13 protein-coding genes are annotated in these 13,672 nt (G+C 74.3%); 5 read left to right on the forward strand and 8 right to left on the reverse strand.

Annotated elements, in window-relative coordinates; all coding sequences use genetic code 11:
- Positions 1-162: 162 nt before the first annotated feature.
- Positions 163-1,548, reverse strand: a complete 1,386-nt coding sequence (locus tag O7612_RS09905) for a hypothetical protein (protein ID WP_282267338.1) — start codon at positions 1,546-1,548, stop codon at positions 163-165.
- 175 nt (positions 1,549-1,723) lie between these two features.
- Positions 1,724-2,008, reverse strand: coding sequence for a hypothetical protein (locus tag O7612_RS09910; protein WP_194820728.1), 285 nt, complete (start codon positions 2,006-2,008; stop codon positions 1,724-1,726).
- 450 nt (positions 2,009-2,458) lie between these two features.
- On the opposite strand from O7612_RS09910, the gene O7612_RS09915 reads away from it, so the two are divergent.
- Positions 2,459-2,848, forward strand: coding sequence for a hypothetical protein (locus O7612_RS09915; RefSeq protein WP_282273862.1), 390 nt, complete (start codon positions 2,459-2,461; stop codon positions 2,846-2,848).
- 61 nt (positions 2,849-2,909) lie between these two features.
- Here O7612_RS09915 and O7612_RS09920 read toward each other — a convergent pair whose 3' ends face one another.
- Together O7612_RS09920 and O7612_RS09925 are read right to left on the reverse strand one after the other, a co-directional pair.
- Positions 2,910-5,201 carry an AAA family ATPase gene (locus tag O7612_RS09920; protein WP_282273863.1) on the reverse strand — a complete coding sequence of 764 codons (2,292 nt, stop codon included), beginning with the start codon at positions 5,199-5,201 and terminating at the stop codon, positions 2,910-2,912.
- Between the two features lie 226 nt (positions 5,202-5,427).
- A complete protein-coding gene (locus O7612_RS09925) occupies positions 5,428-6,582 on the reverse strand; it encodes a sigma-E factor regulatory protein RseB domain-containing protein (RefSeq protein WP_282272453.1) in 1,155 nt (384 codons plus the stop codon).
- Between the two features lie 95 nt (positions 6,583-6,677).
- Here O7612_RS09925 and O7612_RS09930 point away from each other — a divergent pair, with 95 nt between their 5' ends.
- Both O7612_RS09930 and O7612_RS09935 read left to right on the forward strand, forming a co-directional pair.
- Positions 6,678-7,334 carry a response regulator transcription factor gene (locus O7612_RS09930; RefSeq protein ID WP_282273864.1) on the forward strand — a complete coding sequence of 219 codons (657 nt, stop codon included), beginning with the start codon at positions 6,678-6,680 and terminating at the stop codon, positions 7,332-7,334.
- A 41-nt stretch (positions 7,335-7,375) separates the two neighbouring features.
- Entirely contained in the window at positions 7,376-8,854 is a 1,479-nt protein-coding gene (locus O7612_RS09935; protein WP_282273865.1) for a HAMP domain-containing sensor histidine kinase, read from the forward strand.
- Between the two features lie 119 nt (positions 8,855-8,973).
- Here the strand turns inward: O7612_RS09935 and O7612_RS09940 are convergent, their stop codons facing one another.
- Positions 8,974-10,734, reverse strand: coding sequence for a tetratricopeptide repeat protein (locus O7612_RS09940; RefSeq protein WP_282272454.1), 1,761 nt, complete (start codon positions 10,732-10,734; stop codon positions 8,974-8,976).
- A gap of 57 nt (positions 10,735-10,791) precedes the next feature.
- Positions 10,792-11,253, reverse strand: coding sequence for a MarR family transcriptional regulator (locus tag O7612_RS09945; RefSeq protein WP_282272456.1), 462 nt, complete (start codon positions 11,251-11,253; stop codon positions 10,792-10,794).
- Between the two features lie 50 nt (positions 11,254-11,303).
- Between O7612_RS09945 and O7612_RS09950 the strand changes: the two genes are divergently transcribed.
- Complete coding sequence (locus O7612_RS09950; RefSeq protein WP_282272459.1) at positions 11,304-11,825, forward strand: VOC family protein; 522 nt, start codon at positions 11,304-11,306, stop codon at positions 11,823-11,825.
- 24 nt (positions 11,826-11,849) lie between these two features.
- Positions 11,850-12,746 carry a hypothetical protein gene (locus tag O7612_RS09955; protein WP_282272461.1) on the forward strand — a complete coding sequence of 299 codons (897 nt, stop codon included), beginning with the start codon at positions 11,850-11,852 and terminating at the stop codon, positions 12,744-12,746.
- On the opposite strand, the gene O7612_RS09960 is transcribed toward O7612_RS09955, so the two are convergent.
- Both O7612_RS09960 and O7612_RS09965 read right to left on the reverse strand, forming a co-directional pair.
- Positions 12,706-13,236, reverse strand: coding sequence for a potassium channel family protein (locus O7612_RS09960; protein WP_282272463.1), 531 nt, complete (start codon positions 13,234-13,236; stop codon positions 12,706-12,708). The two genes, O7612_RS09955 and O7612_RS09960, sit on opposite strands and share 41 nt — an antisense overlap.
- Before the next feature lie 127 nt (positions 13,237-13,363).
- Positions 13,364-13,543 (reverse strand): DUF4236 domain-containing protein, encoded by a 180-nt coding sequence (locus tag O7612_RS09965; protein ID WP_007075522.1) that lies wholly within the window; start codon positions 13,541-13,543, stop codon positions 13,364-13,366.
- Between the last annotated feature and the right edge of the window lie 129 nt (positions 13,544-13,672).

Raw genomic sequence — 13,672 nt, forward strand, 5'->3', positions numbered from 1 at the left:
CACCGCGTGCGACAGTGGACGGAGCGCGGCGATGGCCCCCGGGGAAACCCCGGGGGCCATCCTCGTGTTTTGACCGTTGTGTGGGCAGGGTGGTCTGGCGGTGTGGTGTGGGTGTTCGTGGTGGTGTGGTGTGGGTGTTCGTGGTGGTGTGGGGGTGGGGTGTTATTTGCCCTTGTGGATGGCGTTGCGGCGGATGACGGGGTAGCGGGTTCGGCGTTTGCGGCGTTTTCCGGCGGGGCGTCCGGGTCCGGGGTGTCCGGGTTTCGGGTGGCCTGGTGGTTGCCAGGCGTTGCGGAGAGCGGGCGAAACCTGTCGGCGGGTCTGGCCGGGGGTGGGGGTTGTGGTGGTGGTGGGTTCCCAGGGCAGCCGGTGGTGGGTGAGGTGGGTGCGGGTGCAGAACAGGTGGAGGTAGGCGTAGGCGTGTAGGCGGAGCCAGGTGGTCAGGGTGTCGGGTTGGCGGGGGTGGAAGTCCGGGGCGTGGGCGGTGGTCTTCAGGTGGCGGAAGTAGTGCTCGATGTCGTAGCGGGTCAGGTAGGTCATGACAAGGGTGAGTAGGTCGCGGCGGGTGCCGGAGTACCAGAGTGCGAGGTCGCCGGCGCGGCGGCTGGGGCGTAGGTGCTGGACCCGGGCGAGGAGCACGGTGCCTTCCACGATCGGGAGGGTGGTCTGGCCGGTGAATCCGCGGCTGGCGCGGGTGAGTTTGGGGTGGACCTGGTGCCAGGCCCGGACGGTGACGGTGCCGTAGATGTCGAGTGGTCCGCTGACACCGGCGTCCGGGGTCAGGTCGGGTTCGCGCAGGGTCAGCCGGAATCCGTGTCGGCGGGGCCGGCCTCCGAGTGGGTGGGCGGCCCGGTGTTCGGGTCTGGTCCACATGGTCTGCGAGGTCGCGAGTCTGACCAGGACGTCCGCGGGAATCCTGCGTTCGCGGATCAGGTGGGTGATCCGGGCCGCGGGATAGCCGGAATCGAGGAGGAACAGCGACGGGTCGCCCGGGCGGGCGCCGTCGGCTGCGCAGATCTGTGCGATGTGGCCGACGGTGACCTCGACCAGGTCGTCGTCGGAGGTGATGCGGTCGGCCAGGACCGGCACGACCCACGAGTCCGGGGTCAGCGTCAACCGGACGACGTGCTGATACCGCCACCCGGTCTTGATCAGCGCCGCACCACGCGGGCCGCCTGGGGTGTACTGCGGTTGCCGGTCCGGGCTGGTGGCTGCGTTCGGCCGGGGCCACGCGGTGGTATCGACGGCATACACCCGGGGCAGACCGGACCGAGCGGCGATCCGGCACGCCGCCCGCAACGCCCGGCCGGTATCGATCTCGCCGTCGCGTAACGCCCGGTACGCCGCGGCGTGCCCGGTGACCGTGCCCAGCGACAGATGCGCCGGGCAGCCACACCGTCCCTGGTCCGCGGCCAGCTCATCGACCAGCGAGAACAACGTCCTCGACCGCGACACGAGGACACCCTCGTACAACTCCCGCCGCCACGCATCCAACAAGATCCGGCCCAGCTCGCTGTCACCGGCACCGGTAGCCGCTACGCTCCTCATCGAGAACCCTGCCCATTGATGATCTTTGTGTGAGAACTCAGATCATGGACAGGGTTCTCCCTGTTCCGCTAGACCTCGACCACCACAAATCCCCACGATGGTCAAAACACGAGGATGGCCCCCGGGGAAACCCCGGGGGCCATCGTTCTCCGCAGCTCGCGCTGCGCAGCTGTGGTCAGCGACGACCCTTGCGCTCCGCACCGGAACGCCGCGCCGAACCCGCCTTCGCCAGGCCCCGGCTCACCAGGTAGGCGCCGGTCAGGGCGGTCAGGAACCACCACGCCTGCGTCGGGTTGTTGATGTTCAGGCCGTTCGTGGTGGTGCCACGCCAGAAGGCGGAGATCACCACGACCGCGACTGCGGCGGCGTAGACCCAGAACTCGGTGGTCAGGAACGACTGCTTGGTCTCCGTACCCGGAGACGGCATCGGTTCCCGGTGCCCGTCGTGCATCGCCGGCATCTGCCGGGTCTGCTCGTTCATCATGGCGTTGCGCTGGGCGGTGTCCTGCATCGGCCGGTTCATGGGCCTGGTGGATGCAGCCTGCGTGCTCATCTGGTCCTCCTCAGGATTTGATGAGTACCTGCACTCCCTCGCCCCGCTACCGCGGTCGGCCACGGCACGGTTCACCTGCTGTGGCGGGGGCACCCTGGGTCTACCCCCCGGCCGTGAGCAGGTAACACCGACCGGCACCGAAAATGTCGCCGCCGACCGGCCCACGGCGCGCAGTCCGCGACACCGCCCCTCCGCGGCCCGCGACCGGGGCTGGGAGGCGTTCCGGCGACGTCCGGGCCGGGGCACCCCCGCCGTGGTACGTCGGCGCGGGGCCGGTTTGGTCGGCACCGCAGCGGGCAGGCAGCGGGTCACCACCACCACTGCTGAGAGGTGATGAACGTGGCCGAGAGCGACAGGATGCGACAGTCCGCCCGGCAGGCCGAGGAACGGCTCACCGCCGGCGTGTACGGCCCCGGGGCGCTCGACGAGGTGACCGTGCCCCAGGTCGACGTGACCCGGGCCATCCAGGAGGACGACCCGGACGACGTGGCCGACGTGCCGATCGACCCGGAGGTGCTGCGCGACGGCGGCCCGACCAGAGGGCAGGGCGCGGTGACCACCACCGGCGGCACCGCCGGCCCGGCCCGTGTGCGCCGGGTCGCCCGGCAACCCGAACGGCACCCGGGCACGGTGGCCCCGACCACCACCGGCGACGCCGGCACCGGAGGCCTGAGCACCCCGACCGGCGGCGCCGTCAGCGACCAGGCCGCCAGCGCGGTCGAGATCGGTGACTTCTCCGACGACTGACCGCGGGGGCGGCGGGGTCGGGACAGACCGGCCGGGTGACCCGCCCCCCACATCAGCACTGTCAGGAGGCGGGACGGAGCACGCCCAGCCGCTGGGTGGCGCGGGTCAGCGCCACGTAGAGGTCACTGCGCCCGCGCGGGGACTCGGCCACGATCCGGTCCGGGTCGACCACCAGCACCGAGTCGAACTCCAGCCCCTTGGCCTGGCCGACGGTCAGCAGCACCACCCGGCTCTCCAGCTCGGGCTGCTCGCCGACCCCCGCCTCGGGTAGCGCGGCGAGCACCGCGCCGGCCAGTTCGGCGGCCCGGCCGGCGGGCACGATCACCCCGAGCCGCCCCTCGTCCAGCCCGGCGGCCTCCCGGTTGGCCGCCTCGACCAGTTCGGCGGCGAGCCGGTCCGCCGCGACCGTCCGGTCCCACGGCGGCACGCCGCTGCGGCGTACCGAGCGGGGTGGGCGCAGCGCCGGGTCGATCCCGGCGAGCACCTCGGCGGCGACCGCCATCACCTCGGCCGGGGTGCGGTAGCTGACGGTCAGCTCCTCCAGCCGCCACCGCTGCGCCACGTACGGCTCCAACGCCTCGGCCCAGGACGGGGTGCCGGCCAGCGCGCCGGTCTGGGCGACGTCCCCGACGATGGTCATCGACCGGCTCGGACAGCGGCGCATCAGCAGCCGCCAGGCCATCGGGGTCAGCTCCTGCGCCTCGTCGACGATGACGTGGCCGAACGCCCAGCTCCGGTCGGCGGCGGCCCGCTGCGCGGTGGTCAGCCGGTCGCCCTCCTCCTGCCGTTCCAACAGCCGGTCGGCGTCGATCAGGTCGGTGACACCGAGGATCTCGCCACCGTCGGCGTCGTCCTCCACGTCGATCGAGCGGGAACCCCGGGCGATGTCCAGCACGCCCTCGGCGTACTCGCGTTGGAAGGAGCGCAGCCGCTCCCGGCGGGCGGCGGCGGCCCGCTCGTCCTCGCCGAGCAGCTCGGCGCTCTCGTCCAGCAACGGCACGTCGGCCGGCGTCCAGCCGTCGCCCGGCGGGCGGTGCAGCAGGGCACGTTCGGCGTCGGTGAGCATCGGTGCGGCGGCGGCGATCCGCTCCGGCGAGGCGTACAGGTCGTCGAGGAACTGCTGCGGGGTGAGCACCGGCCAGAGCCGGTCCAACGCGGCGGTGACCTCGGGCTCCTCGCGCAGTTCCCGGCGGATCTCGGCGCGGTCCGCCTCCTCCAGCAGGTTGTCGCCGCCGAGCGGGTCGGCGCCGATCCGCTCGGCCACCTGGTCGGCCAGGGCGTGCACGATCTCGATGTCGAACTGGGCGCGGGCCAGGTTGTGCGGTCGACCGGTGCGCCGGACCCGCTCCCGGGCCAGGCGCACGGTCGCCGGGTCCAGCAGCAGCACCTCCCGCTGGGGCAGTTCGATCTCCAACGGCTCGTCGGGCACCCACTGCCGGTCGCGTACGGCGGCGGCGAGCACCTCGGCCAGCACCGCCCGGCCCTTGACCGCGGCGGTCCCGGCCGGCTCGGCACGGCGGGCGTTCACCCCGGGGAAGAGGTCGCCGGGGGTGCTGAGCAGCGCGCCCGTCTCGGCCAGCGTCGGGAGTACCTGCGAGATGTAGCGCAGGAAGGTGGCGTTCGGCCCCACCAGCAGCACGCCCCGGGTGGAGAGCTGCTGCCGGTGGGTGTAGAGCAGATACGCGGCGCGGTGCAGCGCGACGGCCGTCTTCCCGGTGCCCGGCCCACCCTGCACGACCAGCACCCCCGCCAGGTCGGCCCGGATGATCCGGTCCTGCTCGGCCTGGATGGTCTCCACGATGTCCCGCATCCGGCCGGTCCGCCCGGCGTTGAGCGCGGCGAGCAGGGACGCCTCACCGGTCAGCTCCTCGTGGCCGGTGGGGGAGGCGGACTCGATGTCCAGGACCTCGTCGTTGAGGCCGGTGACCTTGCGGTCCCGGGTGCGCAGGTGCCGCCGGAGCCGGACCCCCTGCGGGTTGGCGGCGGTGGCGAGGTAGAAGGGGCGGGCGGCGGGTGCCCGCCAGTCCATCAGCAGCGGATCGTAGTCGCCGTCGTTGTCGAAGATACCGATCCGGCCGATGTAGCGCCGGCTGCCGTCGGTGCCGTCGAGCCGACCGAAGGCCAGCCCCTGGGCGACCGCCGAGAACTGCTTGACCTGGTCGGCGTACATCCGTAGGGCGCTGTCCCGCTGGGAGCGGTCCTGCTGGGTGCCGCCGCCACCGGCCCGCAGCGCGTCGGCGAGCCGGTTGCCGGCCTGCTCGCGCAGGGCGTCCAGCCGGCCGTAGAGCATCGAGACGTACTCCTGCTCGCGGCCGATCTCGTCGTCGTGGTGCCGCAGCTTGTCCGGACCCATCGACAAGCCGTCTCCTCGTGCTGAAAAGGCCGCTGGAACGGCGTTTCGGCCGTTCCATCTTCTCTTTCGGGAACTGCTCAAGATACCGCCTCCGGCGGCCCGCACCAAGCCTCCCGCCAGGCCGGGCGGGCCGGCCGCGGAAACCGGACAGACCGCCCCGGACAGCCTACGGGGGTCCGCACCGGCTCCCGCCGGCCCGGACCCCCGCGGGTCGTCGCGTGTCGGGTCAGCCCCGCGCCGCCTGGTACAGCCGCTCCGGCGTGACCGCTCCGGCGAGCACCCGCCCGTCGTCGGTGAGCAGCACGCTGAACAGCTTCCCGGCGAACAGCCGGCCGCTGCCCCAGTCCCCGCTGACCTTCGGCAACCCGTTGAGCAGGTCGAGGGCCTGCGCCGCTTCGGGACCGTCGGCCGGTCCGGGCTTCGCCGCACCGCCGGCCGGGGTCCGGGCCGCGTCCGCCTCGCCCGTCCGCGCCACCAGCACCGTGGTCCAGCCGGTCCCGACGGTACGCAGACCGGCGTCGTCGCCGTCCCCGGACCGCTGCGCCGCACCGGGCTTCGCTCCGACGCCGGGCTTGGACTGCGCCCCGTCCCCGGCGTGCGGACGGTCACCGGTGGCCTCGGTCACCTTCACCCCGGGCGGCGGGTTGAAGGTGAACTGGTCGGCGTCCGGCCGCTGGTAGTCGACCTGGGTGAAGGCCATCTCGAACGCCGGCTGGTCGGCACCGTCGGCCAGCACCTCGAACCGCAGCGGCACGTGCTCGGTGGCGTCGATCGCGATCCGCACCTGGTGCACCAGGGACGCCTCGTCACGCGGGGTGAGCACCAGCTCGTACGCGTCCCGGCCGGCGACGGTGGCCGACCGGCCGGTGGTGACCAGGGTGCTCGGGTCCACGGCGGCCAGCGCCCGCTCGGCGGCGTCCTGCGGGGTGATCGGCAGCGCGTCGTCCGCCGCCCGCCCGGCCGACTCCGGCAGGGTCCGGTGGGTGGCCTTGTTGGCCCGGCTGTCCCAGGTCCAGACGTCCCGGCCGGAGCGGATGACGTCCCGCTCGCCGAGGGTGTCCAGCAGCGCGACACGTTGCCGGTCCGGGCCGGAGTACCAGACCCGCAGGGTGTGTGTGCCGGCGAGCAGCGCGGCGTCCCCACCGGCCAGGCCGACCAGCGGCGGCAGCCCGAGGTCGGCGCGCTGCACCACCGTGCCGGAGAGCCCGTCCAGCCGGGCGGTCTGTAGGTCGACCAGGAGCTGGGCGGCGCTGCGCGGGGGCAGGGCTGGCTCGGCGTTCGCCGCGAACGTGCCGATCGCGGCACCCCCGCCGACGACGGTGACCGCGGCGGCCAGCGGCACCAGCCACCGCAGGGTGGAACGGTTCTTCAGTACGGACATGACGGCACCTCCTGGGACCATCCTGCCGGTCCGGTGCTGTGAGCCGGCTGAGGACGGCCTCCCGGCCGGTCGTGTCGGGGTGGCACGCTGGGATGATGCGGGTGCTGGTGGTGGAGGACGAGGCGCGGCTGGCGGCGGCGTTGCAGCGTGGCCTGACCGCCGAGGGGTTCGTGGTGGACACGGCGGGCACCGGGCCGGCCGGGTTGGACGCCGCCCGGCACGGCGGTTACGACGCGATGATCCTCGACGTGATGCTCCCCGGCCTGTCCGGCTACGAGGTGGTCCGCCGGTTGCGCGCCGACGAGCGCTGGCTGCCGGTGCTGATGCTCTCGGCCAAGGACGGCGAGTACGACCAGGCCGACGGGTTGGACTGCGGCGCGGACGACTACCTCATCAAGCCCTTCTCGTACGTGGTGCTGGTGGCCCGGCTGCGGGCGCTGCTGCGGCGGGGCGCCCCCGAGCGGCCGACCGTGCTCACCCTCGGTGACCTGCGGCTCGATCCGGCCCGCCGACGGGTCACCCGGGCCGATGTCGAGGTGACGCTCACCGCCCGGGAGTTCGCGCTGCTGGAGTACCTGATCCGTCGACCCGGCGAAGTGATCTCCAAGACCGAGCTGCTCGACCACGTCTGGGACGCCAGCCTGCGGACCGCGCCGAACGCGGTCGAGGTCTACGTCGGCTACCTGCGCCGCAAGATCGGCCGGGACCGGTTGGAGACCGTGCGGGGCGCCGGTTACCGGCTGATCCCGTGAGCCGGCTGCGCTGGTCGGCGCTGGGCCTGCGGGCCCGGCTGATGGTGCTCGGGGTGGCCGGGCTCTCGGTCGGGCTGGCCCTGGGCGGGGTGGTGCTGCTGGTGGCGCTGGGGTGGACCCTGCAACGCACGGTCGACGAGGAGGCGTTCCGGACGGCCGACGCGGTGGCCCGGTTGGCCGGGGAGAACGCCCTGCCCGATCCGCTGCCGGTGGCGGGCGGGCAGCTGCGGGTGCAGGTGGTCGACTCGGCCGGACGGATCCGGGCCGCCTCCATCGACGCCGACCGGCTGGTGCCGATGGTCCGCCCCGACCAACTGGCCGGCGAGGGCCGGCGACGGACGGTGGTGCCCGGCCAACGGCTCGGCTGGCAGGGGCCGGTCCGGGTGGTGGCGGTGCCGGCCCGGGTGGCGGGGGAGCCGGTGACCGTGCTGGTGGGCCGCTCCACCGTGGACGTCCGGCACGCCACCCAGGCCGCCCGGACGGTGCTCCTGGTCGCCTTCCCGCTGCTGGTGGGGCTGCTCGCGGTGGTCGCCTGGCGGGTGGTCGGGGCGACCCTGCGTCCGGTCGAGGCGTTGCGCAGCGGGGCTGCCGAGATCACCGGCCGGGACGCGGCCGACCGGCTGCCGGTGCCCGCCTCGCAGGACGAGATCCACCGGCTGGCGGTGACCCTGAACGACATGCTGGACCGGTTGTCGGCGGCCCGGGCGCGGCAGCGGTCGTTTCTCGCGGACGCGGCGCACGAGCTGCGCAGCCCGTTGACGAACATGCGTACCGAGCTGGAGGTGGCCCAGCGGCTCGGTGACCGTTCCGACTGGCCCGCCGTCGCCGCCGACCTGCTTGTCGACACCGAGCGGCTGGGCCGGCTGGTCGACGACCTGCTGCTGCTGGCCCGGCTCGACGAGCAGCCGGCCCGGCCGGCCGGCCCGCCCCGCGAGGCGGAACCGGTGGAGCTGGGCGGGCTGCTCGCCGAGGTGGCCGCCCGCCGGCCGGGACCGCGGGCCGCCGGCACCGCCGTGTCCGGCCCGGGGTCGCCCGCGTCGCCGGTCGTGGCGGGGTCGCCGGTCGTATCGGGGTCGCCCGCGTCGCCGGTCGTGGCGGGGTCGCCGGTCGTATCGGGGTCGCCTGCGTCGCCGGTCGTGACCGTCGCCGTGGCGGGGCCGGCGTGGACGGTCGGCGTCCCCGACGAGTTGCGGCGGGTGCTGGGGAACCTGGTCGACAACGCCGTCCGGCACGCCCGGGAGCGGATCGTGCTGGCCGTCGAGCCGGCGGTGGACGGGGCGTACCACCTGGTGACGGTGACCGACGACGGGCCGGGTATCCCGGCCGCGGACCGGGAACGGGTGTTCCGGCGGTTCACCCGGCTCGACGAGGGCCGGGCCCGGGACGCGGGCGGCGCGGGCCTGGGCCTGGCCATCGTCCGGGAACTGGTGCGTCGGGGCGGCGGCACGGTGGAGCTGGCCGACGCCGGCCCCGGCCTGGTGGTGCGGCTGCGCCTGCCGGTCCTGCCGGAGCCCGACTGACCGTCGCCGGGCGGCTGCGGTGAACCGAGCGGCTACTCCGGTGACCGGGCGGCTGCGACCCGGACGTGGTGGAGGTCGCCGGGGCGCGGCCGTCCACGTCGTCCGGCCGGGGCGGCGGGTCAGCGACGGGCGGTGCAGACCCGTTTCGCCCGGGCCACCACGTCGGTGGACCAGACCACGGCGACGGTGAAGCAGTAGTCGGTGGTGCGGTCCAGGCCGTGTACGACGAAGCTGTCGGTGCCGGGCGGCAGCGTCTCGAACGGGCGCGGGTCCTGCCCGGCCCGGCCGGCGGACAGGATCACCGGTCCCTCGCCACCGGCCGGGTACGTCCAGCTCAGGGTGATGCCGTCGGGCCGGTCGCGCAGGGTCACCCGCCCCGGTGGGGTGCCGGGCGACGCGGGCGGCGGGGCCGGCGTGCCGGCGCTGGTCGGGGCGGTCCCGGGGTTGCCGGGCGCGGCCGGCGACGGGTCGCCGGAACCACCCACCCCGGACACCCCGGCGATCACCGCGACGGCACCGAGCAGCACCACCGCCACCCCGGCCGCCACCATCGGCACGGCCCCCGGTCGACGGGGCGGCGGGGCGTGCCGGCGGGGCACCAGCACGGGCAGCAGCCGGGACCGGTCCACCGGGGCCGGTGCGGCGACCCGGCGTACCCCGGCGGCCTCGTCGTCGGCGCGGCCGTGCGTCGGCGGCGGGGCGTACGGGGGTTCCCGCCGGCCGGCGGCCGTCCAGCGCCCGTCGTCCCCGATCCGACCCGCTCCGGTCGGGTGGTCCCGCCCGGCCGGGTAGTCCGGTCCGGTCGGGTAGTCGGACGTGGCTGGATAGTCCGGTGTGGCCGGGTAGTCGGGCGCGGTCGGGTAGCCGGGTCCGGTGGGGTAGCCGCTGCGGCCGGGGTCGCCGGTCGCTCCGGGGCGGTGTCCCCGGTCCGGGTAGCCGGAGCCGGGATGACCGTCCTGCGGGAGGTAGCCGTCCCCTGCCGGGTAGCCGTCTCCTGCCGGGTAGCCGCTCCCCGGGTAGCCGTCCTCGGTGGGGAGACGCTGACCGGGCACCGTCGGCGGGTACGTCTCGTCGGGCGGCGTCACCCCGACCGACCAGGCCGGCGGATCGGGTGGCCCCTCGGCGGGCGGCGGGGTGCGGGCGGCCGGCACCACCGGTGCGTCGCGTTCCGGCGCGGGCTCGTCGTCGCAGACGTGGTCCGGGTCGGCGGCGGCCCGGGCCAGCGCGGCCACCTGCCGGGCCAACGGGTCGTCGGGGGCCAGGTGCTGGCGGGCCAGCTCACGGGCCAGGGCGAGGTTGTCGTGCGCCTCGTCGAACCGGCCGCAGTCGCGTTGCATCGCGCCGAGCCGGGCGAGCATCTTGATCCCGCTGGCATGGCCGTCGCCGTACACCTCGCGGTGTAGTTCCCAGGCGTCCTGGAGACGTTCCCGGGCCTGGGCGCACTGGCCGCGGGCGTACTCCACGGTGGCGAGGTCGGCGTGCGCGGCGAGCACCCGCAGCGATTCCGGACCGTCGTGCGCGGTCAGCTCCAGGATCACCTCGGAGTAGAGCCGGGCGGCGCGGGCGTCGCTGCCGACCCGGTGCAGCACCGCCGCCAGGGTGGCCGCCGTCGAGATGGTCCGCTGGTCGGAGATGCCGTACAACCGGCTCGACGCCGCGTACGCGAAGGCGGCCCAGCCCCGCGCCGAGTGCGGCTCGCCGAGGGTGACCAGCAGCCGGGCCTGGAGCCCGGCGGCCTCGGTCAACTCTGGGGAGGCGTGGTCGGGGCGGGGATCCGCGTCGGTCAGCGCGTCGGCGAGCAGTCGTTGGGCACCGGCCAGGTCGCCGGCGGACACCAGGTGCTGCGCCTGGAGGGTCAGTTCACCGAAGCCGGAAGACACGCCCCATCGTGCTTGGCCGGCGACGGTTAGTACAACCCTTGCCGGTCGGCAACTTGGTCAAGAACCGGTCAGGTGGGCGACCAGGGTCTCGCTGATCCGGCGTAACTGGTCGACCTGGGCCGGGCTGAGCGCGTCGAACAGGTGCCGGCGTACCCCCTCGACGTGGCCGGGCGCGGCGGCGGCGAGGGCCGCGAAACCGGCGTCGGTGAGGACGGCGATCTGCCCGCGCCGGTCGGTCGGGCACTCCTCGCGACGGACCCAGCCGCTGGTCTCCAGCCGGGCGACGGCGTGGGAGAGCCGGCTGCGCGACGAGCCGGTGAGGTCGGCCAGTTCACTCATCCGAAGCCGTCGGTCGGGCACGTCGGAGAGCCGGACCAGGATCTCGTAGTAGGCGTGCGGCATCCCGGCGTCGCGTTGCAGCTCGCGGTCGAGGGTGTCGGTCAGCGCCCGGGAGGCGGCCAGGAAGGCACGCCAGGTCTGTTGTTCGTCGGGGTCCAGCCAGCGGGTCATGACGGTCATCATAGTCAGAATAGTTGAACGCTCAACAAAATCCGGGTAACGTCGTCGGCATGGGAATCCATCGCCTCAACCACGCCGTGCTCTACGTCTCCGACCTCGGCCGGAGCGTCGCCTTCTACCGCGACGTCCTGGGCTTCCGCCCGGTGCCGATGACCCCGGACGGTTTCCGGGGCGCGGCCTTCCTCCAGGCCCCCGACTCCACCAACGACCACGACCTCGGCCTGTTCGAGATCGGTGCGAACGCGGGCCGCTCGCAGGCCGGCCGCGCCACCGTCGGCCTCTACCACCTGGCCTGGGAGCTGGACACCCTCGACGAACTGGCCGCCACCGCGCAGCGGCTGGCCGCCGCCGACGCCCTGGTCGGCACCTCCGACCACGGCACCACCAAGAGCCTCTACGGCCGGGATCCCGACGGGCTGGAGTTCGAGATCGTCTGGATCGTCCCGGCCGACCTGCTCGACGAGGACGCTCTCGCGGCCCGCAAGCGGATCGGCCGGCTCGACCTCGACCGGGAGCGGGCCCGCTACGGCGGGCAGACCCGGGGCGGGGTGGGGATCTCCGTGCCGGTCTGAACCGCCGTACGGTAGAACGACAGCATGTCGATCGACGCCGTCCTGCGGGAGCTGCTCGTCCGCCAGCTCGACCACTGGCTGCCGGGGGCGCTGCACCGCTCCCGGCGGGCCACCCTCGCGCTGTCGTACGCCGGCGACCCCGGCACCGCCGAGGCGGCCCTGCGGGCGGTGGCCGGTTTCGCCGACCGGCTCCGGGGCCGCCGGCTCACCGTGCTGGTGCTCGCCGGTGCCGGCCCGGAACTGCCCAGCCGGCTCGGTGCCGTCGAGGCCGGCCTCCCGGCCGACGTCGCCGTGCACGTGGTGCCCGGCGACCCGGCCCGGCTGCCGGTGGTGCTCCGGGCGGCCGGCGCGGCCGGAGCACCACTGCTCACCCTGATCGACGGCGCGGCACCGGACCCGGCGTTGCTGGCCGCCACCACGACCGGCCGCCCGGCCGAGGTGCTGCTCACCGCCGCCCCGACCACCACCCTGCGACCGGCCCTGGCGGCGGCCGGGTTTCCCCTGGTCGCCGAGGTCGAACTGGTGCCCGTGGACGGGTCACCGGCCCGCCTGGTCGCCTTCGGCAGCGGGCTCGACAAGAGCCTCGAAGCCTTCAAGGAGGCACTCTGGACGGCCGCCTCGGCCGGCACCGTGCGCTACCGCGACCCGGCCGGCGGGCTGCACGCGGCCGTCGTCCCGCCACCGGCCGGCCCGCTGGCCGACGAGCTCCTGGCCGAACTGTCCCGGCGCGGTCCGCGTACGGTGACCGAGCTGCGGCGGCACGCGCTGACCGCGACGGCGTACCGGGCGGTGGACGCCGGTGGCGCGCTGACCGCGCTGCTGGACACCGGCGCGGTCACCCGGGATCCGGCGCACGGGCGGCTCGGCGGGGACGTGCTGATCAGCGCGCACCCCGCCCCGGGCGACCGGTCAACCGCTTGACCACGATGGACGCCCCGGTGGCGATCACCCCGATGCTGAACAGCATCTGCACGCAGACGATCGCCTTGGCGAGCTGCCCCTGGGCGTGCACGTCGCCGTAGCCGACCGTGGTGAGGGTGGCCAGCGCGAAGTAGAGGGCGTCCCACCGGGTACGCAGCCCGGAGAACTGGCCGGGTCCGCTGCCGGCCACCACGTAGTCGGCCAGCGCGAAGGCGAGCAGGCCGGCGACCAGGGCCACCACCAGCCGGCTCAACGACCGGGCCTCGTCCGCGCCGGCGGGCGCGCGGTTGCCGAGCTGTCGACCCACCTGGCGGGTGACCAGGAAGGTGACCACGCTGATCAGGAGCAGGGTGCCCGCCGCCCGCAGGGTCAGTCGCAGGCCGTTCGGATCGGGCTCCAACGGAATCAGGAAGTAGCTGGCCAGCAGCAGGGCGCAGGCCGCCAGGGCGTGCCGCCGTGCCCGGGGGTAGCTGCCGTCGTCGCGTGCCATGCGGCGATTCTGCGCCGTCGCGGTGGTCCCGATCAGGTGAACGCCGAACCCGGTCGCTGCCGGGCCGGTGGCACGGACGCCGATCGGGGCGCCGACGAACCGTCGACGCCCCGATCGATCGAAGGGGTCACGCGCGGGACTTGTCCTGCTTCCAGGACAGCGGCCCCGGCAGGTCGACACGGTGCGCCTTGGCCCGGGAGTTCCAGGACCAGCGACCGATCTTGATGCTCCACGAGGAGAAGCCGTTCTCGGTGAAGTTCAGGATGATCGGCCCGTACTTCTTGCGCTTGCGGAACATCAGACCCATCGTGGCGCTCCCTTCGCGTTCCCTGTCGTTGCTGCCGTCTCGACCCGGTAGATGCCCGCATCCACGAAATCCGAAACCTGCTCCGGTCCGAGCTGGAACCTGCTCCGGTCCGAGCTGGACGGTTCGGTA

Source organism: Micromonospora sp. WMMD987 (genome assembly GCF_029581435.1).
Classification (GTDB): domain Bacteria; phylum Actinomycetota; class Actinomycetes; order Mycobacteriales; family Micromonosporaceae; genus Micromonospora; species Micromonospora rifamycinica.

Coding starts and splice junctions, on each gene's coding strand:
- O7612_RS09905 (WP_282267338.1), bottom strand. CDS start 1,548: ATGAGGAGCGTAGCGGCTACCGGTGCCGGTGACAGCGAGCTGGGCCGG.
- O7612_RS09910 (WP_194820728.1), bottom strand. CDS start 2,008: ATGCCGGCGATGCACGACGGGCACCGGGAACCGATGCCGTCTCCGGGT.
- O7612_RS09915 (WP_282273862.1), top strand. CDS start 2,459: ATGCGACAGTCCGCCCGGCAGGCCGAGGAACGGCTCACCGCCGGCGTG.
- O7612_RS09920 (WP_282273863.1), bottom strand. CDS start 5,201: ATGGGTCCGGACAAGCTGCGGCACCACGACGACGAGATCGGCCGCGAG.
- O7612_RS09925 (WP_282272453.1), bottom strand. CDS start 6,582: ATGTCCGTACTGAAGAACCGTTCCACCCTGCGGTGGCTGGTGCCGCTG.
- O7612_RS09930 (WP_282273864.1), top strand. CDS start 6,678: ATGCGGGTGCTGGTGGTGGAGGACGAGGCGCGGCTGGCGGCGGCGTTG.
- O7612_RS09935 (WP_282273865.1), top strand. CDS start 7,376: ATGGTGCTCGGGGTGGCCGGGCTCTCGGTCGGGCTGGCCCTGGGCGGG.
- O7612_RS09945 (WP_282272456.1), bottom strand. CDS start 11,253: ATGACCGTCATGACCCGCTGGCTGGACCCCGACGAACAACAGACCTGG.
- O7612_RS09950 (WP_282272459.1), top strand. CDS start 11,304: ATGGGAATCCATCGCCTCAACCACGCCGTGCTCTACGTCTCCGACCTC.
- O7612_RS09955 (WP_282272461.1), top strand. CDS start 11,850: ATGTCGATCGACGCCGTCCTGCGGGAGCTGCTCGTCCGCCAGCTCGAC.
- O7612_RS09960 (WP_282272463.1), bottom strand. CDS start 13,236: ATGGCACGCGACGACGGCAGCTACCCCCGGGCACGGCGGCACGCCCTG.
- O7612_RS09965 (WP_007075522.1), bottom strand. CDS start 13,543: ATGGGTCTGATGTTCCGCAAGCGCAAGAAGTACGGGCCGATCATCCTG.